The sequence below is a fragment of the Luteibacter sp. genome (assembly GCF_036499525.1).
GTDB lineage: Bacteria > Pseudomonadota > Gammaproteobacteria > Xanthomonadales > Rhodanobacteraceae > Luteibacter.
This window is the reverse complement of record NZ_DASYDO010000015.1, coordinates 28,132-54,156: the sequence shown is the minus strand read 5'-3', so window position 1 is coordinate 54,156 and position 26,025 is coordinate 28,132. Positions and strand designations below refer to the sequence as shown.

Sequence of the window (26,025 nt, the reverse complement as noted above, 5' to 3'; positions counted from 1 at the left end):
AAGCCCTCCCGCGAGGGCGAACAGACGTGCTCGAAGGCGCGGGAAACGAGCGGGCCGCGGCTGGCGGTCAGCCTGCATATGCCGGTGTCGGGTCGAGATACCGAATGAACGCGTCGGCGCTCATCGGGCGGGCAAAGAAATACCCTTGGCCAATGTCGCAGCCAAGGTCACGCAGCCATTCGGCTTGCGCCTCCGTCTCGACGCCTTCGGCGATCGTGCGCATGTTGAGTTTCTTCGCCAGGCCGACGATGGCCTCAGTGATCTCGCGATCGGCGTGATTCGACGTGCTGCCGCGTACGAACGACTGGTCGATCTTGATCGTGCCCACCGGCAGTTCGCGCAGGTGGCTGAGATTCCAGTAACCGGCACCGAAATCGTCGATCAGCAGGTCGAACCCGTGCGAGCGTAACTTCACCAGCTGGCGCATGGTCTCTTCGGGCTGGCGCATCGCGGTGGATTCGGTGAGTTCGAAACGGATCCGGGTGGGATCTACGCCATACGATCGCACCGCGCGATGCAACGTGTCGACGAAGGCGGGGCGACTGAGTTCGTGCATGGACAGGTTGATCGCCACGTAATCGACCATCGTGCCCCCGGCGTCCCAGCTCTGCAACTGGTTCAGCACCGCGCGCAGCACGTATTCCCCCAGGGCGTGGATAAGACCGGAGCGCTCGGCGATCGCCACGAAGATGGTCGGCGGCACATCGCCGCGGGTGGGGTGCGGCCAGCGCGCCAGAGCTTCCACGCCGGCCAGGGTGCCGTCGCGCAGGTTGCGCTTGGGCTGGTATTCCACAGTGAGCTGGCCCGCCTGCAAGGCCTCGCGCAGTTCCACGGTGAGGGCCAGGCGCTCGCGTGCCTGCTCCAGCATGCCTTCCTCATAGAAACGGAAATCGGCCTTCCCGGTCTCCTTCACCGCGTACATGGCGGCGTCGGCGTTGCGCAGGAGCGTTTCAGCCACCAGTCCGTCCTGCGGCGCCACCGCCACGCCGATGCTAGGACTCACCGCCACGAACTGGCCGGATACGTTCACCGGCTTGGACACGAGGTCGAGCACTTTGCGGCATACGCGGACAAGGTTCTCCATGCCGCCGTAGGTCTGCACGATCACCACGAACTCGTCCCCGCCGAAGCGGGACACGGTGTCGCGCTCCCGCACGCTACTGCGCAACGAGGAGGCCACCGCGCGGAGGAAGGTGTCGCCTGCCTCGTGGCCGAGCGTGTCGTTGATGGACTTGAAGCCGTCGAGGTCGACGAACATCACCGCGAGCGATACCTGCGGCGCGGCCAGCGCCTTCTCCAGTTCGCGCATGAGGTAGGCGCGGTTCGGCAGGCCGGTAAGCGTGTCGTGATAAGCGTGAAAGGCCAGCGCGCGGCTGGCCTGTTCGCGTGGATCCTCGAGCTTCGCGTGGAGGTGGCGGCGCTGGCCTACCAACCAGGCGATGACGGCGGCGGCCAGGGCGCAGACCACGATGAGCGCCAGCATCCAGCCGAGTCCGGCACCGACGGTGCTGAAGCTGGCGCAACCGTACACGTCGCCTGGTCCGAAGACGGACCGGTGCGCACACTTCGATAGGGCGAGGTGCGTGCCGCTCTCGAGGCTACGATGTGTCAGCACTCCACGCTCCGGCCCGGCTTCCGGGACACATCACTGGCCGGCATAGGCGTCAGCCGGCCCGGGGGTTCAACGAAATATCCAAGGACGGCGCAACGAATCCCGGGGAAAGGTCGGGCGCAATGCCACTGGTTCCTCGGATTATCGGCCACACAGCCCCCGACTTTAGCTCCACGCGACGATCCATTCCGGTGTCTTCAATGGGAATGAGACGGCCGGCCCTGATCGCATGATGCTGTGTCAGAGGAAAAACGCAATCCATCGGGGCCGGAAGGCCCCGATGGCGGCAGGTCAGTTGGCCGTGAGGTACTTGTCGAACCAGGCCAGGGCGCGGGCCAGCACGTCGCGGCGGTTGGCGTCACGGGCAAAGCCGTGGCCCTCCCCGGCGTAGACCACCAGCGAGGTCGGCACGCCCTGGGCCCGCAGCGCGTGCCAGAACTCGAAGGACTGGGGGGCCGGGCATTCGGCGTCGCGCTCGCCCACGACGATGAGGGTCGGGGTCTTCACCTGCTTGATGAAGTTGATGGCCGAACTCTTCGCGTAAACCGACGGATTGTCATATACGGATGAACCGAAGAACGGTTTCATCCACTGGTCGATCAGGTTCTGGCCGTAATAGCTCTGCCAGTTCGAGATGCCGGCACCCGCGACGGCAGCGCGGAAGCGCCCAGTCTGGGTCACGCCGAACATCGTCATGAACCCGCCGTAGCTCCAGCCGGTGAGGCCAAGGCGCTTGTCGTCCACCGGATGGTCCTTCTCGATGACGTCAACCCCCGCAAGCACGTCGCGCATGTCGCCATAGCCGAAGTCCTTGCGATTGGCCTGCACGAAGGCTTCGCCCTGGCCATAGCTGCCGCGTGGGTTAGGCATGAAGACAAAGTAGCCGAGTGCCGAAAGCGGCGCGCCGCCGTAGCCTACGCCGGGCCAGCGCGGCGACACCATCGATGCCGGGCCGCCGTGGATCGACACGATCATGCCGTAGTGCTTCGACGGATCGTAGTTCGCCGGATAGAGCAGCCAGCCCTGGACGTCGTGGCCCTCATTCTTCCATGAGATCGATTCGGCCTTGCCCCAGGACGGCTTCAGTCCGGCGTTGAAGGACGTGACGGTCTTCGGCATCGAGCTTCCGTCGAGGCTGGCGACCTGGACTTCCGGCGCCTTATCGAACGAACTTGCGGTGAACGCGGCCGTTTTCGCGTCCGAGCTCAGCGAGACCGACATCGACAGGCGGCCGTCACCGATGCTCATCGGGCTTTCGAACAGCGTCGTGGCCTTCGATCCGCCCTCGCCCAGCTCGTAGCTCGACACGCGGCTGACGCCGGCAGCGTGCTCGCCCACCAACAGGCGGCCCGGGGCCGTCCAGGCCAGCCAGGCCGGCGTGGTGTGGATGCCGGGGGTAACGTCGACCGGCTCGGCACCGCCCGCGGAAGGCACCATCCAGATATCGCCGCCGTTGGATCCCTGGTCGCTCATCAGGCCACCGATGAAGGCGACCTGCGCGCCGTCGGGAGAGAAGCGGGGCACGGCTATCTGAAGGTCTTTCAGGGGGCCCGACAGCTTTACCGTGTCGACCAGCATCACGGCCTTTGCACCCGCGCTGGCCGGCTGCGCGTAGAGCTTGGCTACCCACCAGTTGTTGTCGCCCGGCGGCTCGGCGCCGACGTATGCGATGCGGTCACCGTTCGACGAGAAAGAGAACTCGTAAACATGGAGGCCGGCCGGGGTAAGCGTGTGCACCTCGCCGCCGCCGGTGTCGACCGTCGCGACCTGCTGCACCTCGATGCCTTCCACGCCGATCTCACCCAGCTGCGGCTTGGCAGCAGCCGTCGCGCTGGCGCGGCGGGTGGCGTTCGGCACGTAGAGGAAACCGATGGCCTTGCCATCGGAACGCCATTCCAGGCCGTGGACGTAGCCCTTGAGGTGGGTCAGCCGTTTCGCGGGGGCCTTGCTCGCGACGTCTACCACGTTGATGTCGTTCTGCTTGCCCTCTTCCACGCCGGGCGCCTTGCCCGCGCAATCGGAGAGGAAGGCCAGATGACGGGAGTCAGGCGCCCAGATGGCCGCGGATTCGCTGCAGCCCTTGGACGCGGTTACGCGATGGGCGTTGGCGCCATCGGCATCGGCCACCTGCAGCACCGGCTTGCCGTCGGTCTTGACCGTCCAGGCCAGGTGCTTCGCGTCGGGCGAGATCGCCACCGATCCGATAGAACGGACCTTTCCGAGGGCTTCGAGGATCGCCGCGATCCGCGGATCCTCCGCGGTCTTGGCGGGAGTATCGGCATAGGCGGCGCCTGCGCAGGCGAGCGCGACGGCGGCGGCGATCCACTTGGTACGCATCGATGGCCCCTGGTGTTTGTGAAGCGTGAAAGCTAACACGGACACCAACAGCCGTGTAGGAGCGCGCCATGCGCGCGACATGTTTTGAGGCCGTGCCCTGGAGCTGGCGCGAAAGCTTGCAGACAGAGGCGAAAGATGTCGCGCGCAGGGCGCGCTCCTGCTTGCCTCAGGCCAGCAGGTGGCCGTACTCCGGGTTCCGCGTGAACCACGTCTGCGCGTAAGAACATACGGGACGGATTTTCCAGCCCTGCGCCTCCGCCACCTGTACCGCGAAGCGGGTCAGCAGGTTCGCGATGCCCCTGCCGCCGACCGGGTCGGGGACGCCGGTGTGGGTGATGACCATGACCTTCCCATGGAGCTGGTATTCCACCTCGCAGTGATAGCCATCGACCACCACTGAAAATTCCTGCTTCTTGCTGTCGTGGATGATTTCCAGGGGTTTCGCAACGTCGCTCATGAGTGCTCTCCAAGGGGGCTGTCGGTAAGCATGCGCGTGTTCCGCGTAGGCGTAAACTGCCCGCGCCGACAATCAGAGGACAATACCCCACGTGCTGATCATCCACGAACACGGACAACACGGTGCCCCCATCCACTGGGCGGCCGGCATGGGCAAACCCCCGGCACCGATCTGGATCGACCTCCTCAACCCCAATGACGAGGAACGCCACTGCGCCGCGGAGATCACCGGCCTGCGCGTTCCCGAGCGCGGCGACATCGTGAGCCTGGCACTGTCCAGCCGGATCCGCACGGACGACGACGCGATGTACCTGTCGATCCCCTACTTCGCCGACACCGGCAACAACCACGCGGCGCCCGTGGGCATCGTGGTCACCAACCACGTGCTGATGACGTTGCGCTTCGAGCAATCGCCAGCGTTCGACCTGGCCAGCGAGAGCTGCGCTGCCCATCGCTGGGATTCCAGTGCCGACGTGCTGGCCACACTCATCGAGGCGATCGTGAACCTGGCGGCGAAACGCATGGAAGACGTGTCGGCCGACCTGAAGAAGCTCTCCGACCGCATCTTCACCCGCACCCGGGTCGGCACCCCCGCCCTGCGCAGCTGCATGCTCGAGGTGGGCCGCCTGGAGGGCGAGCAGGCGCGCAACCGCTCGTCGATGCTAGGCGTGCAGCGCATCGTCTCCTTCGCCCGCGCCAAGAAACCCGCGTGGATGTCCGACGAGGTGGAGCTGCGCCTGCGTGTGGTGGACCACGACCTGCGCACCCTCGACGAGTTCGACGACCAGGTCACCAACAAGCTGCAGTTCCTGCTCGATGCCAGCCTGGGTTTCATCAGTACCGACCAGAACCATGTCATGAAGGTGCTCACCGTCACCTCCGTGGCAACCATTCCGCCGGTGATCCTGGCGGGCGTCTGGGGCATGAACTTCAAAAGGATGCCGGAACTGGACTGGAGCTTTGGCTACCCAATGGCGATCGCGGCCATCCTTATCAGCATCGTGTTGCCCGTTCTGTTCTTCAAATGGCGGGGCTGGCTTGAGGGGGACTGAAAGGCCGATGCCCTAGCCCCTGCCTTCACGTTTGTGAAGGCAGGTAAGTGTGACCTGGTTCACATATTTTTACTTTTTGCCGGTTTCGCCCTAAAGTTATTGGCTGGCCAGCCGACATACCCACGTGGGTCGCCGAGCCTGGATTGCCGGACAGACGCACTTGGGGCCCGCTGCGGTGGCGCGCTCTTCTCGGGGGAGGGAGTGTCGGTGCCAGTCAGTTGCCTATATCGCGACAGGTCGGTGGCAGGGAAAACGCCGCCATGAAAGCTCCGTGGCACGCCCTCGCCGGCACGCTGCCGGAATCCCGCCTGCTCGCCTCCGTGGCCGAGTTCACCCATCACCGGGACATCGACGCGCTGGACCACAGCGTGGTGCTTTCGCTGGCCGAGCTGGTCGACGTCAGCAGCGTCACCCTCTGCAAGCGCGGCGAGAGCCTGCAGCACCCGGTGGATTCCATCGTGGTCTGCTCGCGCAAGCCCGGCGGCGGGTTCGTGGTCGAGGCGATCGATCCGGGCCGCGAAGGCGATCCCATCGACACCATCGTGTGCGCCATGGAGACCCTCGAAGCCATCAGCGACGTCACCGAGGACGGCACCAACCGTCTGGTCATCCCCATCCAGCGGGAGCACGCGGCCATCGGCGCGCTGATGCTCGAGGCAAAGGATTCGCTGGATGAGGTCCGCTCGATGGTGGAGGGTTTCGCCCGCATCTACGGCAATTACATTGCCCTGCTCAACGAAAGCGAGCGGGACAAGCTTACCGGCCTGTACAACCGGCGCAGTTTCGAACAGCGGCTTCAACGGCTGCTCAAGCTGCAGCGCCAGCGGGCACGGGGTGCCTCGCCCGGGGGGAAGGAGCAGCGCCAGCCCCAGGACGACGTTTCCCAGCTCTTCCTGGCCATCCTCGACATCGATCATTTTAAGCGGATCAACGATACCTACGGCCACGTCTACGGTGACGAGGTGATCCTCATGCTCGCCCAGCAGATGCGCGCGAGCTTCCGCCAGGGCGACGTGATGTTCCGCTTCGGCGGCGAGGAATTCGTCATGCTGATCGCGGCACGCGACGAAGCGGCGGTGCACGTGGTGCTCGACCGCTTCCGCCAGTTCGTCGCCGGTCATGGTTATCCGCAGGTGGGCCATGTCACGGTCAGTATCGGCTATGCGCGGATCACCGAGAACGACTACCCGGAAATCGTGCTGGACCGTGCGGACAAGGCGCTCTATTTCGCCAAGCAGAACGGGCGCGACAGCGTGCATGGGTACGAATCACTGACGGCACGCGGCGAACTGGCCTCGCCGGTGACACTAGGCAGCATCGACCTGTTCTAAAGGCCCATGTAGGAGCGCGCCTGCGCGCGACATGTTTTGAGGCCGTGACTCGGAGCTGGCGCGCAAGGCCGGGGACTTTCGCGAAAACATGTCGCGCGCAGGCGCGCTCCTACATAGCACCGGCCCGCTTTGAAATATAACGCCGCCCGCCAGCCTGCCCATCCGGCCGGACGCGAAATGCCAGGCTGATCCGCGCACCGACCGCCGCGCGCGTCTTCGGGATGCCATGGTCGTAATGGAACTGGGTGACGTAGCTCATCGTGAGCAGGCTGCCCGGCTCCACGTCGATGTCGAACGCGCGTTTCGGCGCTTCCCGTTCGCGTAGCGACATCCGCCGCGCCGCTCCCAGCGACAACAGTGCGATGGGTGCGCCTTCGGCGAGTTCTTCGAGGTGGTCGTTATGCGGAGCGACGCTGTCGCGACCGTCGCGGTAAAGGTTGAGGCCGACCGACGTAAAAGGCACGCCGGAGTGCGCAATGACTTCCCTGCCCGCCTCGCCCAGTACCGGAGGCAGGCCCGGATCGTCCAGCGCGTAATGCTGCACCAGCCGCGGCACGTCCACCTGGCGACCATACATGGCGCGACGCTGCGCTTCCCAGGGGATGTCGGCCAGCAGGGTCGCGAACCATGCCTCTGCTTTTTCGGGCGCGACGACGCCCGGCTCGTAGGCGAACCGCCCGTGCTCGTCGTCGACGATCACGAGCGGTTCCGCAGCGAAAAGACCGCTTTGGGCCATTGTTTCCTTACTTGACCACGCCGCAGGCGATGCGCGCACCGCCGCCGCCCAGTGCCTCGGGCTTGTCGGAATAGTTGTCGCCACCTGCGTGGATCATGAGCGCGTGGCCCTTCAGCGTGGCCAGCTTCTTCAGGCGTGGCGCGGTGACCGCCGTGGTGTCGGTGCCGTCGGCACCCACGGTGAGCTTCGGCAGGTCGCCTTCATGACCCGAGGTGGAATCCGGACCTTCGTGCATGCCCGTGTGCGCCGGGTCGTAATGGCCGCCCGCGGCAAGTGCGGCGCCCTTCTTGCCATCCTTCTCGCCCGGCGCGCAGCTCGACTTGTCGTGCAGGTGGAACCCGTGCTCGCCCGCCGGCAGGCCCTTCAGGTCAGGGGTGAAGACCAGGCCTTCGGCGCTCTCGGTCACGGTGACCTTGCCGACGGAGGCGCCTTCGCCACTTGCGGAAACGAGGGTCATCGGCACGGTCACGCTCTTGTCGGCGGCCTGTGCGCCGGCGCAAACCAGCAATCCGGCCATCGCTACGGCTATACGATTCATCGTCGGCTCCTTGAGTTCGAGGGAACCCCGATACTGCACCCTTTTTTTAACGTTGGAAAATGCGGGCCGTGTCTTCGATCGTCAACTGCCGCCATTCGCCCGGCGGCAGTCCATCGAGCGTCAGGCCTCCCAGGGCTACGCGCTCCAGCGTCTCCACGTGGTTGCCCACGGCCGCGAACATGCGGCGGGCCTGATGGTAGCGACCTTCCGTGAGGGTAAGGCGGGCATGGCGCGGGCCGAGTATTTCCAGTGCGGCGGGCTCCAGCGGGTCGGTTTCACCTTCCAGCATCAGTGTGCCGGCGGCGAACGTAGGGCCCTCGTCGCCACGCAGGTCGGACGCCAGGGTCGCTTCGTACACCTTCCGCACCGAGGCCTTTGGCGAAATGATCCGGTGCAGCAACTGACCTTCGTCAGTAAAAAGCAGCAAGCCCGACGTATCGCGATCGAGCCGGCCCACCGTGGACAGAACGGGATTGCGCAGCGAAAAGCGCGGTGGCAGCAGATCGTAGACGAGGCGGCCCACATCCTTGCGCGAGCAGGTATACCCCGTAGGCTTGTTGAGCATGAGCAGCAAGCCCTGCGGCGGATCGAGCGGTTCGCCGTCGAAGCGCACATCGGCGTGTTCGACTTTGTCATCGGCGTAGAGCACCTCGCCCGCCGCATCCGTGACCAGACCTTCGCGGAACATCGCCGCAACCTGCTTACGGCTTCCATAGCCGAGGTTCGCCAACAGGCGGACGAGTTTCATCGGCGGGGCTCCCGGGATTCGACGACCTTGAAGCCGTCGCGCTCGGCGACGGTTCGCACGCTGGCGAAACAAGCATCGAGGGTGGCTTCGTAAGCGAGATGACGATTGGCGACCATCCAGAAGCTGCCGTGCGTGGCCAGCCCCCGGGCGGCCGCGGCGATGAACGCGCGGCCCAGCGATGGATCGTCGGCGCGCCCTTGGTGGAAAGGTGGATTCGCGACGATGGTGTCGTAGCCGGCGTCGATGCCGTGGGCGACGTCGTGCCAACGCACGGTCGTCGCGACATCGCGGCCGGAACGGGCAATCGCTTCCGCGAGATTCCGTCGGGCGGGATCCAGCGCGCGCGCTTCCGCTTCATACAGGTCTACGGCGGTTACCGCAGGGCATCGAGCGATGACCTCGCAGGCGAGATAGCCAAATCCAGCGCCCAGATCGGCCACCCGGCCGGAAAGGGAGGTGGGTAAGACACTGGCAAGCAAGGATGACGCGGTGTCCACGCGGTCCCAGGCGAACAGGCCGCGCCGTGTCATGAAGCGTCCGTCGGCCGTGGGCAGCGGCTCATCAAGGGCGAGCCATCCCCCGAGCAGCGAGGCATCCGGCGCGGTACCCGGCCGCGTCCAGAATACGCGGCACTTGTGTTTAGAGAGGCGAGCGACGCCACCGGCGAGCAGCGCGAAGTCGGCTTCGGCAGTCTTTGCACCTTCCGCATTGGGAACGCTCGCGACCACGACGCCGGTCGCGTCGACGAGCGTCATGGCCTGCGCGAAAAGGGCGCGTGATTCCTCGCGCTGTCGCGTCGGCAGCACCATCACCACGCGGTAGCGCCCTTCCGGGATCTCCGGCAGCACGGCAAAACCGGATCGCGCCAAAGCGTCCGCCGCCGGCTTGAAGGACTGCTGCAAGGTCCAGCCGGGCCGGCGCTTTTCGCGTAGAACGAAGCCATCGCGGGCACGAAGGATAAGCAGGCTGTCGTCCGCGGGCAGGCTCAGTTCTCCCGTCGCGAACGGCACGAACAGCGCATCGAGGGCAGCGTCGGAAGCGGAACCGGCAGACAACGCGAGGACCTTGGTCGAGAAAGGGGACCGCAGATTCTAGCTGCTGCAGGAAAGCATGGAACATCCCACGCGTTCGCGCGCCCATTCCGGGCGCCTCCCGGCCAGATGATCCTTGCCCGGCTGCTCGTCGTACGGTCGCCGCAGGGTATCGAGCAGCGCGTGGATGCCTTCCTCGTCGCCCTGCTCCGCCCTGTCTATCGCTTCCTGGGCAAGGTAGTTGCGCAGCACGTACCGAGGATTGCTCGCGTGCATCAATGCCAGCCGCTCCTCCTCCGGGGACTCGTCGGCTCGTACCCGGTCGGCATAGCGGTGTAACCAGGCCTGCAACGGCTCGTCGACGGCGATGCGGCCGGCTTCCTCGTAGAAGGCGGCACCCACGCTGCCCACCTGCGGCGCGGCAAGGTCCAGCGAAGCGAGGTCGCGGAAGAAGATGGTCATGTCCATGCCGCCCGTCAGCAGCAGGCCGCGAAGATCCGCCACGAGTTCCTCGTCGCCAGCCTGCGACTGGGCCAGGCCCAGCTTCGCCGCCGAGAAGGCCGCGTCCGTCGCCCCGAAGGTTTCCACGTAGCGATCCAGCCCTGACTGCAGGGGCCCGACCCCGTCGAATAGCGGCGACAGCGCCTGCGCGAGCCTCTGCAGGTTCCAATAGCCTATCTGCGGCTGCTGGCCAAAGCGGTAGCGGCGGTGCATGCGGTCGGTGGTATTCGGCGTCCAGTCCGGATCGAAGTTGTCGATCCAGCCATAGGGGCCGTAGTCGATGGTGAGGCCGAGGATGGACATGTTGTCCGTGTTCATCACGCCGTGCACGAAGCCAACCCGCATCCACTGGGCCATGAGCACGGCCGTGCGCTCGCATACCTCCGCGAAGAAAGCTGCGTATCCGTCGTCCATGGGAAGCCCCGCGAACTGCGGATAATGGGTCGCGATGGTGAAATCCACGAGACGACGCAGGAGGTCGACATCCCCGCGCGACGAGGGAAGCTCATAGGAACCAAAGCGCAGGAACGAAGGCGCCACGCGGCAGACGATGGCCCCGGCCTCGGGCGCCGGATGGCCGTCGTACATGACGTCGCGCACGACGCTCTCGCCCGTGGCGACCAAGGATAGTGCCCGCGTCGTGGGCACGCCGAGATGGTGCATGGCCTCGCTGCACAGGAACTCGCGGATGGACGAGCGCAGCACAGCCCGGCCATCGGCACCACGAGAGTATGGCGTTCGCCCCGCGCCCTTCAGCTGGATTTCCTGTCGCCCATGGCGGGGCGTGAGCACCTCGCCAAGCCCGATGGCCCGGCCGTCGCCGAGCTGGCCCGCCCAGTTCCCGAACTGGTGCCCCCCATACGCCATGGCGTAGCCGGTCATGCCCGGCCAGCGCGCGTTGCCGGCAAAAACCTGGGCGAAGTCCGGCGCGTCGGGGGCGATGCCGAGCATGCCCGCTACTTCACCGGAAACCGCGATGGTTCGCGGCGCCGGTACCGGCGTCGGCTCAACCCAGGAGAACGCGGCGCCGGCGACCTGGCGCGGCACGTTCGACGTCTCGGGATCGGCCGGAAGTTCGCGGACGAAGGCATTGTCAAAACGAAGATCGATCATCCCCCCCATATCCGGGCGATCGCCGGCACATGCAAGGTTCCCCCTCAACTCGTGCACACTAGCGCCCCGACCTTCCCGTCCCGGACCCATGCGCCTCCTCTTCTCCCTGGCCCTGCTCGCGATTCCGGCCCTGCCCGCGGGCGCCGAACCGCTGGCCGTGCCGCGCAGCGGCAAGACGCTGGTGGAGATCATCAACGCGACCATGGGCACCCTGCCCAACGCCATGGATGCCCTGTCGGACAAGCTGCCCGGCGGCCTGCATCCCACGGCCGACGCCCCGCCGCAGATCGTGCGGAGCATGCCCTTCGTCACTCGCGACGGCTTCCGGGTGAGCGCTTTCGAGGCACGCGGCATCGACGAAGGCGGCGACATACCCATCGTCCGCTTTACATCCATCCAACTCGAACAGCGCCCGTGCTTCCAGCGCTCCGGACTGGACGAGGCATTCCATGCCGCGGAATCCGAAACCGTCCTGCCCGCCGCACCTTCGATGCTGCCCAATCGCTACGTGGTGATGCAGATGCCCTGGGGCCGGCTCTCGTTCGGCACGTCGCAGGAAAGCGGCGGCTGCGTCATCGCGATCGTCGGCGACGCCACCGGGGGCATTCCCGGGCTACGCATGCCGCTGCCCCTGCCGCAACGGACCACCGTCCCTGGCATGCCCGACCTGCGCCGGACCTGGCCGATGTCCGTAGGGGCCTACGAGTAGATAAGTCCGAAGGCAGGCAGGTGCCTAAGGCCTGTCGAGCGGTACCGTCACCGCCGGTGCGTCGGCGCGTCGGCGCGTCGGCGCCCAGCTTGGCTTCAGTCGGTACAGCCGAAGCTCAGCTACCCTAACCCCCTCGCCCACTGAGTAGGAGCGCTCCTTTCGGGTAGGAGCGCGCCTACCTGAAGGTCGGACGCTGTTCAGGGCTTGAGCGGCACCGTCACGGTGGGCTCGCCGCTACCCAGTCTGGCTTCAGAGCGATACGGCCGCAGCGACTCGAACTTGCGCTGGTACTCGTCCGTCACCTGCTTGGCTTCCTCGCCGTTACTGATCACGCGGGGCGTGATCAGCACGATCAGCTCGGTGCGGTCGCGGTTGCGCGTGGTCGAACCGAACAGGCGGCCCAGCACCGGTATCCGGTTGAGCCCGGGAATACCCGTATCGGTCAATCCTTCCTGCTGCTTGATAAGGCCGCCCAGAAGCACCGTCTGCCCACTCTGCACCGCCACCTGGGTGGCGACCTCGCGCTGCTGGATCGGAAAGTTGCCGGTCGCCGTGTCCTTCACACCCGGCGCACTGACCACCTGGTTGATATTGAGGTACACCAAGCCGCCCGGATTCACTCGCGGACGCACGTTGAGGATCACGCCGGTGTCCTTGTATTCCACCTGGCCGATCGTGTTGTCCGTGTTCGCACTGGTGTTCACGAAGGTCTGCGTGATCGGAATCTGGTCGCCGACCTGGATGTGGGCCTTCTGGTTGTTCAGCACGACAAGCGACGGTGCCGACAGCGTCTTCGTGTTGCCACTCGTCTCCATCGCGCGCAGTGCGACGGCAAGGTTGTTGTTGACGAACGAATAGAAGAACGCGTCCTGGCCCTGACGGAAGCTGTTGCCACCGTCACCCAAAGCCCACTGCTGCTTGTTGCCCGGCTGACCGACGCTGCCGTTGGTGCCACCCACCAATCCTTCCAGGTACCACTGCACGCCGAACTGGAACTGACCCGTCAGCGCCACCTCGAGGATGCGCGTTTCGATCTGCACCTGCAGCGGCACGGCATCGAGGCGCTTGATCGCCTGCTCGATCTCCGTCCACTGCGCCGGCCGGCACCGCACCATCAGCTGGTTGTTCGAGTCCACCGAAGTGATCCGTACACCTTCATCGGTGGTCACCGGACCGCTGTGCTGGCGCCGCGACGACGAGTCGTCGCCGAAGCCGCTGCTGCCGTTCGAACCGAAGGAGCCAAGCGACGAACCACTACCCATGCCCGACAACGAGGACGAGCCGTTGAGCCCATTGTTGTTCGTCGTATTGAGGAGCGAACCGGACGAAGAGCTGTTGCCGAAAGCACCCGTGGTGCTGCCGAGCCCGGAGCCGTCGCGATTGCCGAGGTCGCTATCGCCGCCGCCGAGCGTGCCCGAGCTCAGGCCGGGGCCTACGCGGCCACCGCTGTCGCCGGAGCGACTGCCACCTGATCCGCCGCCGTAAATATCCGACAGGTACTGGGCGAGATCGGAGGCCTGCACGTTGCGCACGTCATAGACGTACAGCTGCGGCTCGTTGCCGCCGCCGCGGTCGATCCGGTCGATCCAGCTTTTGACTTCTTCCAGGTAGGCCGGCTGCGGGCTGATCACGACGAGCGAGTTCGTCCGCTCGATGGGAATGAAGCGCAGCAAACCCGCCATGGGCGTGTTGCCCTTTTCCCCGAACAACTTGTCCAGGGTGGGCGTCAACTCCTTGACCTCGGCGCGCTGCAGGCTGAAGACACCCACCGACATGCCGCGCAGCCAGTCCACGTCGAAGGTCTTGACCGTACGCTCGTAGTTGTCGAGCTCGGTCGGCGTGCCCGCCATCACCAGCACGTTGCGCGTCGGATCGGCAAGCAGGGTCGCATCCGGCCGGGCGAACGGCTTGATCAGCTTCTGCATCTCCGTGGCCGAGATGAAACGCAGCGGGAACAGGCGGGCCTGCAAACCACCCGGCGGCGCCGCGGCGCCGATGCTCGGCACCAGGTTGCCCGCCACCGCCTCCTTGGACGGCAGCACCACGTAACGGCCGTTGGTCTGGACCAGGGCATTGCCCGTCCACGACAGCAGCGTCTCCAGGATCGGCAGCGCCTGCTCGCTGGTCACCGGCTGCGAGGTGGAGAACGAGATGTTGCCCTGCACGCCCGGCACGATCGAGTAGTTCTCGTGCAGCAGGTCGCCCAGGATCGCCTTGACCACCGACTCGACCGGCTGGTTCTCGAAATTGAAGGTGACCGTGCCCGCCCCGGCCGCGACCGGCATGGGCTTGGCCAGGCCCACGGGCTTGACGAACTCGCCCGTGCCCGTGGTGATGTCCGGCGCCGCCACCGGCGGCACCGGCGGATTGGTGTCGCCCACCGCCATCGGCTTCGGCACCGGCTTTTCCATGCCGGCCAGCGCCTCGCGTTGCAGCGATCCGTCGTCGCGCGGTTGCGGCAGCGTCGAGCAGCCGGCAAGCGCGACCGCGAGCGCCGTAGCGGCGATCAGAGAACTTCTAGGCATGGAACAACGTACTCCCTCGTTGGACTCGGCATGATGCCGACCCCTGGCCTACCGCCGATCCGCCAACTCTAAAGGGAGGGTCTCTACAGCGCTAGCTCCCCGTGGCCGACATGGATCACGGGATTAGACTTACAACAAATTCAGAAAGTTCCTAGAAGCCATCATTCGGCCCATTCCGCGTGGAAACTACCCTTCTCGTCCACGCGCTCGAAGGTGTGCGCCCCGAAGAAATCGCGCTGCGCCTGGATGAGATTGGCGGGCAGCGTCTCGGCACGGTAGCTGTCGTAATAGGCCACGGCCGCCGAAAAGCCGGGCACCGGCACGCCCACCCTCACCGCCTCGCCCACCACCTCGCGCAAGGCCGTCTGGTAGTTCCGGGCCACATCGCGGAAATACGGGTCGAGCAGGAGGTTCCTCAGCGCTCCGTCGTTCTTGTAGGCATCGGTGATCTTCTGCAGCAGCACGCGCGCCCGGATGATGCAACCGGCGCGGAAGATCTTCGCGATGCCGCCGTAATCGAGGTCCCACCGGTTTTCGTCGGAAGCCGCCCGCAGCTGGGCGAAGCCCTGGGCGTAGGAAATGATCTTGCTCATGTAAAGCGCGCGGCGCACGGACTCGATAAAAGCCTTGCGATCGCCACTGAATCGGGGAGCCTCCGGCCCGGCCAGCACCCGGGCGGCGGCGACGCGTTCCTCTTTCATGGACGACAGCACCCGGGCGAACACCGATTCGGTGATCAGGGTGAGCGGAACGCCAAGGTCCAGCGCGCTCTGGCTCGTCCATTTCCCCGTGCCCTTCTGCGCGGCACGATCCAGGATCATGTCCACAAGCATCTTTCCGCTCTTGTCGTCCTTCCGGCGAAAGATCTTCGACGTGATCTCGATGAGGAAGCTGTCGAGTTCGCCCTCGTTCCATTCGCGGTAAACGTCGGCCAGTTCCACGTTGGAAAGGCTAGCCACGTGCTTGAGCACGGCGTAGCTTTCGGCGATCAGTTGCATGTCGCCATATTCGATGCCGTTGTGCACCATCTTTACGTAGTGCCCGGAACCGCCGGGGCCGATGTAGATGACGCAGGGCTCGCCGTCTGGTGCCCGCGCCGCGATTTCGGTGAGGATCGGCTCCACCAGGTCATAAGCGTCACGTGGGCCACCGGGCATGATCGAAGGCCCTTTCAGCGCGCCCTCCTCGCCGCCGGATACGCCGGTGCCGATAAAGTGCAGCCCGTCGGCAGCCAGCTCCTCGCCGCGCCGGACCGTGTCCTTGTAGTAGGTGTTGCCGCCGTCGATCAGGATGTCGCCTTTGTCAAGCAACGGACGCAGCTGCGCGATGACGGCATCGGTACCGGCGCCTGCCTGCACCATGAGCAGGATCCGGCGCGGTTTTTCCAGCGAATCCACGAAGTCCTCGAGCGTATACGACGGCACCAGCTTCCTCCCCGGGCTCTCCGCCATGACCTCGTCTGTCTTCTCCTTGCTGCGATTGAAGATGGATACCGCGTACCCGCGGCTCTCTATGTTCCAGGCAAGGTTGCGACCCATCACGGCCATGCCGATCACGCCGATCTTCTGCTTGCTCATGAGGAAGGTCTCCGGCTGGGGGGAAAGGCTTCAGGATGGAACCCCTCCCATCAAAGCGCCATCACGGCCATGGGTTCTTGCAAGTTTCCCGCACTGCGGCGAAGGTCCTCGCCGGGCTCGGCTATCATGGGCGGCGAACCGGCGGCGGACCGTCCGGAAGGAATCGATGCGCATGAACCAGGTGAAGTCGCATTCGCGCGACAAACGCGTCGCCAGCGCCCGCGAGGCACTGGCCGGTCTCGTGGCCGATGGGCAGACCGTCGCCGTTGGCGGTTTCGGCCTCTGCGGCATTCCGGAACTGCTGATCGAGGCGCTGCGCGATTCCGGCGTGACCGGACTCACCGCCGTCTCCAACAACGCCGGCATCGACGGCGTGGGCCTGGGCCAGCTGCTTGGCACCCGCCAGATCCGCAAGATGATTTCTTCCTACGTGGGCGAGAACAAGGAATTCGAACGCCAGTTCCTCGCCGGCGAACTGGAGGTGGAGTTCACCCCGCAGGGCACCCTGGCCGAGAAGCTGCGCGCCGGGGGCGCCGGCATCCCGGCCTTCTTCACCCGCACCGGCTACGGCACCCAGGTGGCTGAAGGCAAGGAAACCCGCGAGTTCGACGGGCACATGTACGTGATGGAGCGCTCCATCGTGGCCGATGTGTCCCTGGTGAAGGCGTGGAAGGCCGATCCGTCCGGCAACCTCGTCTACCGCAAGACAGCGCGCAACTTCAATCCGATGGTCGCCACGGCCGGCAAGGTCTGCATCGCCGAAGTGGAGGTCATGGTCGAGGTGGGCGAGCTGGAACCGGACCACATCCACACGCCAGGCATCTACGTGGACCGCATCGTGCATAATCCCGCGCCGTCGAAGCGCATTGAACAGCGCACCGTGCGCGCCTGAGGAAACCGACCATGGCCTGGACCCGCGAACAGATGGCGCAGCGCGCCGCCCTGGAACTCTCCGACGGCGACTATGTGAACCTCGGGATCGGCTTGCCGACCATGGTGGCGAATCACCTGCCCCAGGGCGTGGACGTGTGGCTGCAGTCGGAAAACGGCCTGCTCGGCATCGGCCCATTCCCGACGGACGACGAAGTGGACGCCGACCTTATCAATGCCGGCAAGCAGACGGTGACCGCCCGCGCCGGCGCGTCGTATTTTTCCAGCGCGGATTCCTTCGCCATGATCCGCGGCGGACACATCGACATCTCCATCCTCGGCGCCATGCAGGTCACCTGCGGCGGCGACATCGCGAACTGGATGGTGCCTGGCAAGATGGTGAAGGGCATGGGTGGCGCCATGGACCTGGTGGCCGGCGTGAAGCGCGTCGTGGTGCTGATGGAACACACGGCGAAGGATGGTTCACCCAAGATCCTCACCGAGTGCACCTTGCCGCTCACCGGCAAAGAGGTGGTGAACCGGATCATCACGGACCTGGCCGTGTTCGACGTGACCCCGAACGGGCTGGCGCTGGTGGAACTGGCGCCGGGCGTGGACGAGGCCCAGGTGCGCGCCGGCACCGGCTGCTATTTCACTTCGAAGGTCTGATCGATCGTAGGAGCGCGCCCTGCGCGCGACAGCTTTTGAGGCCGGAAGCCGGAGCTGGCGCGCAAGCTTCGGAACCGGGCCGAAAATCTGTCGCGCGCAGGGCGCGCTCCCACAGGGCGTCCCGCCGGCCGTGCCGTTTCCGAACGTAAAAAAGAAGTCGCCCCGCAGAGGACGCCTCAGCATGGGCCTCGGGGGGGGAGGTAGGCCAAATGCCGGTGTTTAGCGTCGATGCGGGGCGAGGGACCTACCGACCCAGGGGGAGGGGTTGGTGGTAGGTCGAGGTGAATCATAGATTTCCTAGGAAATTCCGGCCAATATATCTTTCGGCACTCACTTATTCGAAAATCGACTATGTTCGACTTGCGCCAGCTACGCTACTTCGTCGAGGTTGCCGAGACCCTGAGCTTCACCCAGGCGGCGCAGCGCCTGCATATTTCCCAGCCGCCGCTTTCCCAGCAAATCCAGTCGCTTGAAGCCGACCTCGGCGTTCGCCTGCTCGACCGCAACCGCCGCCGCGTGGCCCTGACCGAACCCGGCCGGCTTTTCCTCGCCGAGGCAAAGGCCATCCTCGCCCGTGCCGAGAGCGCCAGGACGGTGGTGACCGAAGCGGCTGCCGGCTTCACCGGCCAACTCAGGCTCGCCTACGCCGTCTCGGTGTCCTTCCATCCGGCACTGCCTGAAACCCTGCTCCGTTTTTCCCACGCCGTACCCGGCGTGAGCCTGCACCTTGGGGAAATGTTCACGGGGGCCCAGTACGACGCCATCTTGTCCGGTCAGATTGACGTGGGCCTGCTGCGCGCCCACCCGGAGGGCGTGGCGAACGCTCGTCAGCTCAACGTGGAGGTGATCGATCACGAGCCGCTGGTGATCGCCCTGCCCGCAGGCCACCGGCTGGCGAAGCAGCCGGTCCTGCGAATGGTCGAACTGGCGGGGGAGCGGTTCGTGGCACCGCCGCGCGCCCAGGCCGCGACCCTCAACGACCGCCTGGCTTTGCTCGCCAACAAGGCGGGATTCCGGCCACACATTCGCCAGGAAGCGCAGCAGATTCCTTCCCTCCTTCCGCTGGTGGCGGCCGGACTGGGCGTGGCTCTCGTGCCGGCGTCGTTACGGGTCGTGCATCTGCAAGGCGTCGCCTTCGTCCCGGTCGACGACCCCGAGGCCCATCTGTTGCTCGCTGTGGCCTCGCGCGTGGACAATACGTCCCCGGTGCTGGAAAGCTTCCTTCGCACCGTCCGCGAGGCCCGCTCCAAACTGGGCCTCGCCTGAAAGACCAATGGCGGCCGGTGCTTGCGTAAGCAGAAGCAGATCGCTACAATTCCGTTTTTCCTTGTCCGTAAAGTTTCAGGAGCTGGCCGTGAAGGTGCTTTCCTCTTTGAAGTCCGCGAAGTCGCGTCACCGTGACTGCAAAGTCGTTCGCCGTCGCGGCAAAGTGTTCGTGATCTGCAAGAGCAACCCGCGTTTCAAGGCCCGTCAGCGCTGATCCAGCTGCGACGTGTCGAAAAAAGGCCGCGAAAGCGGCCTTTTTTTATGTCCAACGCCGGAAGGCACGCTTATCCTCTGGCCTCGGACAGGTAGGGCGAATCCGGAATGTCACCCGTATCGCCCATGAACACGCAATTGCGCCCTGCCCGCTTCGCCCGGTAAAGCGCCGCGTCGGCCACCACGAGCAGACGGTGCAGTTCGAAGCCGCATTGCATGGTGCCGGCGATGCCGAAGCTCGCGGTCACCGCCAGGGTGGGCAGCGCCTGTGTGGCCGAGGTGGCCGCGATCGAGAGGCGTAGCTGCTCCGCACGGGCGCGAGCCTGCGCCGGGCTGCAATCGGGCAGGAGCACCGCGAATTCCTCACCACCCAGGCGGCCGAAGACATCGCAGGCATGCAGGGCGCGACGACACACGTCCACGCCACGTTTGAGTACCTCGTCGCCGACAGCATGCCCGAAGGTGTCGTTCACGGCCTTGAAGTGATCCAGATCGAACAGGATCAGGCAGGCGCCACGATCGGAACGCGCACCGTAGGCCAGCACGCGCTGCGCCTGTTCCACGAAGTGCTCGCGATTGCAGATACCCGTGAGACCATCGCGCCGCGCCAGCTTCATGAAGCGCAACTGCGAGCGCCGCAGCCACAGCAGCAACCAGCCGATCGCCCCGAGGCTGGCGAGCAGCACGACGATGTAAAGGCGTCCGGTTTCCACTTCCTTCCGGTCAAGCGCGCCGGTAAGCCTCAGGATTTCGTTCTGTTTGTTCAAGGCGTCGACTTCGGCCTTGCGCGCCAGGAGTTGCTGATCGACGATCTGGAACGCAAGGCTGCGTGCGCTCACGTCGTTCAGATAGCCCTTGTCGGCTTCCATGTATTTTTCGTGGTAAGCCAGCGCGGCTGGCGCATTGCCCAGGCGGCGCTCCACCTCATAGAGCACGCTGTAACCCGTGCGCTGCGGATCGGTGAATTCGTCCTTGATCGAACCCGCCACCGCGGAAAGCGCGAAGCGTCGCGCATTGGCCACGTCGCCAAGCTTCAGGTAAGCCTGCGCAAGCGTGGCATCGTATTCCGTCAGCAGCGCGGGATAATTCAGCGCGCGCAGCCTGTCCCGGGAATCCGTCAGGATCTTCACGGCCTCGGCGGGCCGGCCCTGGCGAAGATGGAAGGCGGCGATGTCGGCACGCATGGTGTCCGCGAAGACATCGTTGCCCGTCGTATCGCAGACTTCCATTGCCCGCAGGTACATGGGGTCCAGCGTCTTCAGCCGGTTCGCTTCGCGCTCCGCACGGAGCAGGTGCTGCGCACCGACGCATATCGTCCGGCCGGGTGCCGGGTTCTCCATCATCTCCCTTGCATACGCTGCCGCCTGCTCGTACTGACCGGCGGAACTGAGAAGTTGCGAGGCCTCGCCAAGGCCCTGGAACCGGGCCTTGCGATCGCGGATGGACGGCATCAGATCCTGCAGCTGGTTGAGCCTCACGAAGGCTTCCTGGTACCGGTGTCCGACGCCAAGCAGGTTGATCAGGGTTGCCATCGCACGAAAGCGCAGCACGTTGTCGGTAGCCTCGTCGGCCACCTCCTCCAACGCTTTCCTTCCGTTCTCGTAATCGCCCACCCAGGTGTAACGCCAGCCCTGAAGGAAGCGCAGCTTCCAGTGATCGGCCGGCGCCAGCTTCGCATCATGCGTCGCCAGATCGTCCAGGAGGCGGCCGAACCCCTGGAAGTCCACGATCTTGATGTCGTCGGCGCGAGAGAGGATCGCCTCGGCAGACGACGGATTGCCGGCCTCGTCGGGCGTCGCGCGCAAGCCCATGCAGACCATCAGCAGGATAGTGGCTAGCCACGGGAAAGCGTGACGGAGGGCCTTTTTCACGGCCTTAGCGGAATGGGTCCGCGGGTGGGCTGTGGGAAACGTTCTCGTCTGGCTCGCCGTCGCCGTCCTCGTCCTCGTCCTCGTCCTCTCCATCGACCGGATCCTCCTCCTCGTGGGCGGGGCCGTCCGGCATCTGCGAGCAGAAGAGTTCGCGCTGGCCTAGCAGGGCGCGAAGCGCATCGCCGTCATTCGCCGAAAGAGCATCGCCGAGTTCGTCGCCTTCCACGCCCGCTTCAAGCAGCGCCATGCGCACGGTGTCAGCGGATGCATGGCGTAGCGCCGCATCGCCGCCAAGACGCGCAAGGAACTCGATGACCTTCCCCATCTGCCTCATCCTTTGAGCCGGGCCTCACCCGGCCCTCGCGGCGAACCTCCCCTCGAGGCCGCTCGCGAGCGAATGATAGTCCCCCACGCGCGTCCGGAGTAGTAGGCCAACCGGACCAGCCGAAGGGACTGCGACGCAGATCAGACACCTGCGTGGCAGGTTCCGGAATGGCCCGCGGAAATGTCGCTAGAGCAGTGCGGCCGCCTTCTGCAGCGCGATCCACACGCCCACCAGGAAAGGAATGCCCACGCCCAGCCATGCCAACGTTCCCACCATGCCGAATCCGCCCCGCGCCACGGCGGCAAGATCTTCCGCTGAGGTGGCGGATTCGTGCTGCAACGAACGCTCGCGCGCCAGCTCGTCCTCGGTCATGTGGTACTTCGGGTCGACCGGGCGGACCAGGAGATTGCAGATGAGGCCCACGAGGAGCAGCCCGGCAAGGATGTACAGCGTGCGGTCGTAGACCAGGGTCTTCTGTACCCCGGCATTGAGCTGGGCTTCACGCACACCGGCGATCAATACCGGCCCGACGATCCCCGCGACCGACCAGGCGGTGAGCAGGCGGCCATGGATGGCGCCGACCATCTGCGTACCGAAGATATCCGCGAGGTACGCCGGCACCGTGGCGAAGCCGCCACCGTACATCGAGATGATCACGCACACGGTGATGACGAAGGCCGCCGCCATGCCCATGTGGCCCAGGGTGGGCAACAGGCAATAGAGCACGATGCCGAGAACGAAGAACACGATGTAGGTGAGCTTGCGTCCGAGGAAGTCCGACGCGGACGCCCAACCCAGGCGACCGAGTGAATTGAAGAGGCTGATGAGTCCTACCAGCCCGGCGGCGGCGGCCGCGATCGCCGCCTTCTGCTCGGTGGACAATTCCGTCGCGGAGTGCACGCCGAGCAGACCCGCCCCGAACACGTCCTGGAGCATGGGGCTCGCCATCGAGATCACGCCGATGCCCGCGGTCACATTGAGGCAAAGCACGCCCCAGATCAGCCAGAACTGCGGCGTCTTCCACGCGCGATCGAGGTGCACGTGGTGATGCGTGATGAGCGGTGCCTTCTTCGCACCGGCAACATCCGGCTGGAAACCCAGCGGCTGCCAGCCCTTCGGGGTGACGCGGAAGCCGAAGGCACCCAGCGACATCACGACGAAATAGAGGATGCCCATGCAGATCAGGGTGGACGAAACACCCGCCGTCACCCCGTTCCCGAAGACCGCCATCAGCTTCACGGCAATGGGTGCGCCGATCATCGCGCCGCCGCCGTAGCCCATGATCGCGAAACCGGTGGCAAGGCCACGGCGGTCCGGGAACCACTTGATCAAGGTGGACACGGGCGTGATGTAACCCAGCCCCTGTCCTACGCCACCCAGCACGCCACAACCGAGATAGACCAGCCACAGCTGGTGCATCGACACGCCGATACCGCCGATGACCAGGCCGCCACCCCAACAGCAGGCGGCGATGAAGCCCGCCTTGCGCGGACCGGCATGTTCCAGCCAGCCGCCCCAGATGGCCGCGGCCACGCCGAGCATGGCGATGAACGTTTCAAAGATGTGGTTGACCGCCGGCACCGTCCAGTTGCACGTGGTGGTGGTGAGCTGGTCGAGGAAGCCCTGGCTGGCGCAGATGGCCGCATCCGCCCCCGGCACGAGTTTCGTCATCGGCAGCCAGAACACGGAGAACCCGTAGGCCATGCCGATACAAAGGTGGATGGCAAGCGCCGCAGGGGGCACGAGCCAGCGATTGAACTTCGGTCCTGCGATCGTACGTTCCCGCGCCAGCAAGCCGCCTGAAGCCATGTGCCATCCCCCGCCGATGACGGTACATCCGTCTTGACGGGATCTTAGGCAGGTTTCTGGCGCCGCCACACCCTACCTTGGTCTTATGGCGAGCCGATCAGGCTGGTTGTCAAGGCGAAGAATCTCAAACTTGCACCGGCATCCCAAAAGTGTGAACCACGTCAGCCTCTCTGGCTCAGACGGACCTTTTTCGGACTTGTCCTATCGCGGCACTCGTTCATGCCTTACAGGATTCAGCCTTCCCTGTACGGAGCAAACTGATGCGCAGACGGTTCATTCTGCCCATGATCGGCGTCATCCTGATCGCCACCTTCGGATGTCACAGTGCCATAGCGACCGGGCACATCGAAGCCAAACTCTCCCTCTCTACGGACCCGAAGGCACCAAGCCCCGCCACCATCGTTGTCACCTTGACCAATACCGGCGATGCGCCCGTCAACGTATTCCGCTGGTGGACACCTTTCGCCGCGCCGGATGGACGACTCCCCCAGCCCGTCTTCGACCTCACCGACGATAGTGGCAAGCCAGTCAGGTACATGGGTAGACGCGTAAATACAGGGCCCGTACGGTTGGCTCACTTCATACAGGTGGCGCCGGGAGAAACGCTTGAACGCGAGGTTGATCTGACCAGAGAGTACGATTTCACTCGCGCGGGTTGGTACACCGTCAGTTTTGATCTGCATCTGGAGACATCGCTTGACCCCGAGAGGGCTCCCCTGGACGAACTGGGCCGTTTCGTTCCCAACGCCCAAGGGGTCGTATCGACGAACCGCATCCAGTTCCTTCTCCGCTCGCCCATTCCATGGGCACGGCGTGCTTCGGACGAAGTAGCCAGTTTGACATGCGACGTCGAGCAATCTGTCGACATAGAAAGCGCCCGTATTGGTGCGAGGGCCGACGCCACCCGCGCGGAGCGGTTCCTGAATACGATGATCTATGTGTACGAATTTACGGGCGATGATTTCGTTCTCACGTTCAAACCTCATCCGCGATATTCACGCTGGTTCGGAACGCACGATCCCGCCGAGCCCATGCCTGAAGATCCGGGCTGGGGAACCGGAAACAACGCACAGGTAAAACGCACGATCGAAACCGCCGCGTTGCGGCTCGTTAACGGAGTCATCTCACCCACGTGCGGCTGCAGCCCAGGATACGAAGATACATATGCGTGGGCAGAAGATCACACGCCATACAACATCCACTTCTGCAAGAAATTCTTCGATGCGGAAGCAGAAGGATGGGACTCACGTCGGTCGGCGGTCTACCATGAAATGACGCACTTCTATGACCATCTCCTGGATGGGCGATCCGACTACCCGTTCATCACCAACCAGGAAAGCGCAAAGAACCTCGCCACAACCAATCGCTCCCACGCCGTCCGGAGTGCCTTGAACTTCGAATACTTCGTTACGGACACGAACAATAAAAGCGATACACAGGAGCCCTGATCAATCTTCCAGTCTCACGATGCACTCGATGCCCTGGCGCGCCATTTTCGCGTAGGGACAAAGGCGCTCGGTGTTGCGGACCAGGCCCTCCGCAAGTGGACGCGGGACGCCCGGGAGCGAGATGACGACGTGTGCCACCAGGGTAAACAGGCCATCCATGGGATCGCGGCCAAAGGTCACCGCGGCGGTGACCGTGGCATCGGGGATGGCGATCTGCTCGCGCGTGGCCAGAAGGCTCAGTGCGCCGTGGAAGCAGGCGGCGAACCCCGCCGCGAACAGCTGTTCCGGGTTGCTTCCACCACCCGGGCCACCCAGCTCCGGCGGCAGCCGCAGACTTATGTCGAGCCAGCCGTCGGTCGAGCGAGCCTTGCCGGAGGCACGGCCATGCGCGGCCTCGCCGCCGGTGACACTGACCGTACCCGTGTACAACGGGGCGAATTCCGCCCCGTTGTACCGGTCGAGCAACGACACCGGAGGCGGTGCCGGTTTATCTACGGGCTTGCGCATGTTTCAGGCTGCCGATGCGTACTGGGCGTACTTCGAGGTCTTCAACCATGCCGGGAAGTCGATCTTGCCGAGGTGGGCGCCTCCACCCGCCACCAGCGAATCCTCCTCGAGCTGCGCCCCGAAATAAGGTGCGCCGGGGTCGCCGGCCACCTCGTGCGAGTCCTGGATGATGTTGAGGAAGCGGGCCACCAGTTCCGACATGCGGAATTTTTCCGGGCCGCCGATCTCCACCATGCCATTGACCGGCGCACCGAGCGCGCCTGCGGTGACCGCTTCGGCCACGTCATCCGACGCGATGGGCTGGATGTACTGGGTGGGCAGGCTGATCTTGCCGTCCGCGGCGGTCGACTGGGCGATGCTACCCAGGAACTCGAAGAACTGCGTCGAACGGATGACGGTGAACGGTACGCCCGATTCCGCGATCAGTCTCTCCTGGGCTACCTTGGCGCGCAGGTAATCGCTCGCGGTCAACCGGTCCGCACCGACCACCGACAAGGCGACGTGGTGACCGACACCGGCCCGCTTTTCCGCCGCGAACAGGTTGCGCCCGGCGGTCTCGAAGAAGTCGAGCACCGATGGGCCCACGAACACGGGGGAATTGGCCAGGTCGATCACCGTATCGACACCGACCATGGCCTCGTCCAGGCCCTCTCCGGTAAGCGTGTTGACCCCCGAAGACGGGGAAGCGGCGATGGCTTCGTGACCGAGTGCGCGCAGGCGCTGCACGACCTTGCTCCCGATGAGACCGGTGCCGCCAATGACAAGGATTTTCATGATCGTG

General features: G+C 65.0%; 23 protein-coding genes. 8 read left to right on the top strand and 15 right to left on the bottom strand.

Going from position 1 to position 26,025, the window contains the following annotated elements; all coding sequences use genetic code 11:
* Positions 1-67: 67 nt before the first annotated feature.
* From VGM71_RS02565 to VGM71_RS02555, 3 genes are all read right to left on the bottom strand, one after another.
* The gene (locus tag VGM71_RS02565) at positions 68-1,615 is read right to left on the bottom strand and encodes a putative bifunctional diguanylate cyclase/phosphodiesterase (protein ID WP_331542228.1); all 1,548 of its coding nucleotides are present in this window, start codon (positions 1,613-1,615) and stop codon (positions 68-70) included.
* A 288-nt stretch (positions 1,616-1,903) separates the two neighbouring features.
* A complete protein-coding gene (locus VGM71_RS02560) occupies positions 1,904-3,949 on the bottom strand; it encodes a S9 family peptidase (protein ID WP_331542227.1) in 2,046 nt (681 codons plus the stop codon).
* Positions 3,950-4,115: 166 nt separating this feature from the next.
* Complete coding sequence (locus VGM71_RS02555) at positions 4,116-4,406, bottom strand: GNAT family N-acetyltransferase (protein ID WP_331542226.1); 291 nt, start codon at positions 4,404-4,406, stop codon at positions 4,116-4,118.
* Between the two features lie 91 nt (positions 4,407-4,497).
* Between VGM71_RS02555 and VGM71_RS02550 the strand changes: the two genes are divergently transcribed.
* Positions 4,498-5,457, top strand: coding sequence for a CorA family divalent cation transporter (locus tag VGM71_RS02550; protein WP_331542225.1), 960 nt, complete (start codon positions 4,498-4,500; stop codon positions 5,455-5,457).
* A gap of 260 nt (positions 5,458-5,717) precedes the next feature.
* Positions 5,718-6,788 carry a GGDEF domain-containing protein gene (locus VGM71_RS02545; RefSeq protein WP_331542224.1) on the top strand — a complete coding sequence of 357 codons (1,071 nt, stop codon included), beginning with the start codon at positions 5,718-5,720 and terminating at the stop codon, positions 6,786-6,788.
* 109 nt (positions 6,789-6,897) lie between these two features.
* Here VGM71_RS02545 and VGM71_RS02540 read toward each other — a convergent pair whose 3' ends face one another.
* From VGM71_RS02540 to VGM71_RS02520, 5 genes are read right to left on the bottom strand one after another with little or no spacing between them, the layout of a single operon-like run.
* Positions 6,898-7,488, bottom strand: coding sequence for an alpha-ketoglutarate-dependent dioxygenase AlkB family protein (locus VGM71_RS02540; RefSeq protein WP_331542223.1), 591 nt, complete (start codon positions 7,486-7,488; stop codon positions 6,898-6,900).
* Positions 7,489-7,531: 43 nt separating this feature from the next.
* Positions 7,532-8,062, bottom strand: coding sequence for a superoxide dismutase [Cu-Zn] SodC (gene sodC, locus VGM71_RS02535; RefSeq protein WP_331542222.1), 531 nt, complete (start codon positions 8,060-8,062; stop codon positions 7,532-7,534).
* A 46-nt stretch (positions 8,063-8,108) separates the two neighbouring features.
* The gene (locus VGM71_RS02530; RefSeq protein WP_331542221.1) at positions 8,109-8,810 is read right to left on the bottom strand and encodes a 16S rRNA pseudouridine(516) synthase; all 702 of its coding nucleotides are present in this window, start codon (positions 8,808-8,810) and stop codon (positions 8,109-8,111) included.
* Positions 8,807-9,865, bottom strand: coding sequence for a class I SAM-dependent methyltransferase (locus VGM71_RS02525; protein WP_331542220.1), 1,059 nt, complete (start codon positions 9,863-9,865; stop codon positions 8,807-8,809). Before VGM71_RS02525 ends, VGM71_RS02530 begins: the two co-directional genes overlap by 4 nt.
* Before the next feature lie 36 nt (positions 9,866-9,901).
* Positions 9,902-11,455, bottom strand: coding sequence for a protein adenylyltransferase SelO (locus VGM71_RS02520; protein WP_331542218.1), 1,554 nt, complete (start codon positions 11,453-11,455; stop codon positions 9,902-9,904).
* A gap of 88 nt (positions 11,456-11,543) precedes the next feature.
* Between VGM71_RS02520 and VGM71_RS02515 the strand changes: the two genes are divergently transcribed.
* Positions 11,544-12,164, top strand: coding sequence for a hypothetical protein (locus VGM71_RS02515; RefSeq protein ID WP_331542217.1), 621 nt, complete (start codon positions 11,544-11,546; stop codon positions 12,162-12,164).
* Between the two features lie 197 nt (positions 12,165-12,361).
* Here the strand turns inward: VGM71_RS02515 and gspD are convergent, their stop codons facing one another.
* Both gspD and gndA read right to left on the bottom strand, forming a co-directional pair.
* Positions 12,362-14,689, bottom strand: coding sequence for a type II secretion system secretin GspD (gene gspD, locus VGM71_RS02510; protein WP_331542216.1), 2,328 nt, complete (start codon positions 14,687-14,689; stop codon positions 12,362-12,364).
* A gap of 161 nt (positions 14,690-14,850) precedes the next feature.
* Entirely contained in the window at positions 14,851-16,266 is a 1,416-nt protein-coding gene (gndA, locus tag VGM71_RS02505; RefSeq protein ID WP_331542214.1) for an NADP-dependent phosphogluconate dehydrogenase, read from the bottom strand.
* Between the two features lie 172 nt (positions 16,267-16,438).
* Here gndA and VGM71_RS02500 point away from each other — a divergent pair, with 172 nt between their 5' ends.
* The 4 genes from VGM71_RS02500 to ykgO all read left to right on the top strand — a co-directional run bounded on the left by VGM71_RS02500 (position 16,439) and on the right by ykgO (position 19,285).
* Positions 16,439-17,158 (top strand): CoA transferase subunit A, encoded by a 720-nt coding sequence (locus tag VGM71_RS02500; RefSeq protein ID WP_331542213.1) that lies wholly within the window; start codon positions 16,439-16,441, stop codon positions 17,156-17,158.
* An 11-nt stretch (positions 17,159-17,169) separates the two neighbouring features.
* Entirely contained in the window at positions 17,170-17,805 is a 636-nt protein-coding gene (locus VGM71_RS02495; RefSeq protein WP_331542212.1) for a CoA transferase subunit B, read from the top strand.
* 351 nt (positions 17,806-18,156) lie between these two features.
* Positions 18,157-19,071 (top strand): LysR substrate-binding domain-containing protein, encoded by a 915-nt coding sequence (locus VGM71_RS02490; protein ID WP_331542211.1) that lies wholly within the window; start codon positions 18,157-18,159, stop codon positions 19,069-19,071.
* Positions 19,072-19,159: 88 nt separating this feature from the next.
* Entirely contained in the window at positions 19,160-19,285 is a 126-nt protein-coding gene (gene ykgO / locus VGM71_RS02485; RefSeq protein WP_029213509.1) for a type B 50S ribosomal protein L36, read from the top strand.
* Positions 19,286-19,355: 70 nt separating this feature from the next.
* Here ykgO and VGM71_RS02480 read toward each other — a convergent pair whose 3' ends face one another.
* From VGM71_RS02480 to VGM71_RS02470, 3 genes are all read right to left on the bottom strand, one after another.
* Positions 19,356-21,155, bottom strand: coding sequence for a GGDEF domain-containing protein (locus VGM71_RS02480; RefSeq protein WP_331542210.1), 1,800 nt, complete (start codon positions 21,153-21,155; stop codon positions 19,356-19,358).
* A 4-nt stretch (positions 21,156-21,159) separates the two neighbouring features.
* Positions 21,160-21,480: a hypothetical protein gene (locus VGM71_RS02475; protein ID WP_331542209.1), complete on the bottom strand. Its 321-nt coding sequence runs from the start codon at positions 21,478-21,480 to the stop codon at positions 21,160-21,162.
* Positions 21,481-21,666: 186 nt separating this feature from the next.
* Positions 21,667-23,289 carry an OFA family MFS transporter gene (locus VGM71_RS02470; RefSeq protein WP_331542208.1) on the bottom strand — a complete coding sequence of 541 codons (1,623 nt, stop codon included), beginning with the start codon at positions 23,287-23,289 and terminating at the stop codon, positions 21,667-21,669.
* Between the two features lie 284 nt (positions 23,290-23,573).
* On the opposite strand from VGM71_RS02470, the gene VGM71_RS02465 reads away from it, so the two are divergent.
* Positions 23,574-24,737 carry a M35 family metallo-endopeptidase gene (locus VGM71_RS02465; protein ID WP_331542207.1) on the top strand — a complete coding sequence of 388 codons (1,164 nt, stop codon included), beginning with the start codon at positions 23,574-23,576 and terminating at the stop codon, positions 24,735-24,737.
* Here VGM71_RS02465 and VGM71_RS02460 read toward each other — a convergent pair whose 3' ends face one another.
* A complete protein-coding gene (locus tag VGM71_RS02460; RefSeq protein ID WP_331542206.1) occupies positions 24,738-25,244 on the bottom strand; it encodes an Ohr family peroxiredoxin in 507 nt (168 codons plus the stop codon).
* 3 nt (positions 25,245-25,247) lie between these two features.
* Positions 25,248-26,018: an SDR family oxidoreductase gene (locus VGM71_RS02455; RefSeq protein WP_331542204.1), complete on the bottom strand. Its 771-nt coding sequence runs from the start codon at positions 26,016-26,018 to the stop codon at positions 25,248-25,250.
* Between the last annotated feature and the right edge of the window lie 7 nt (positions 26,019-26,025).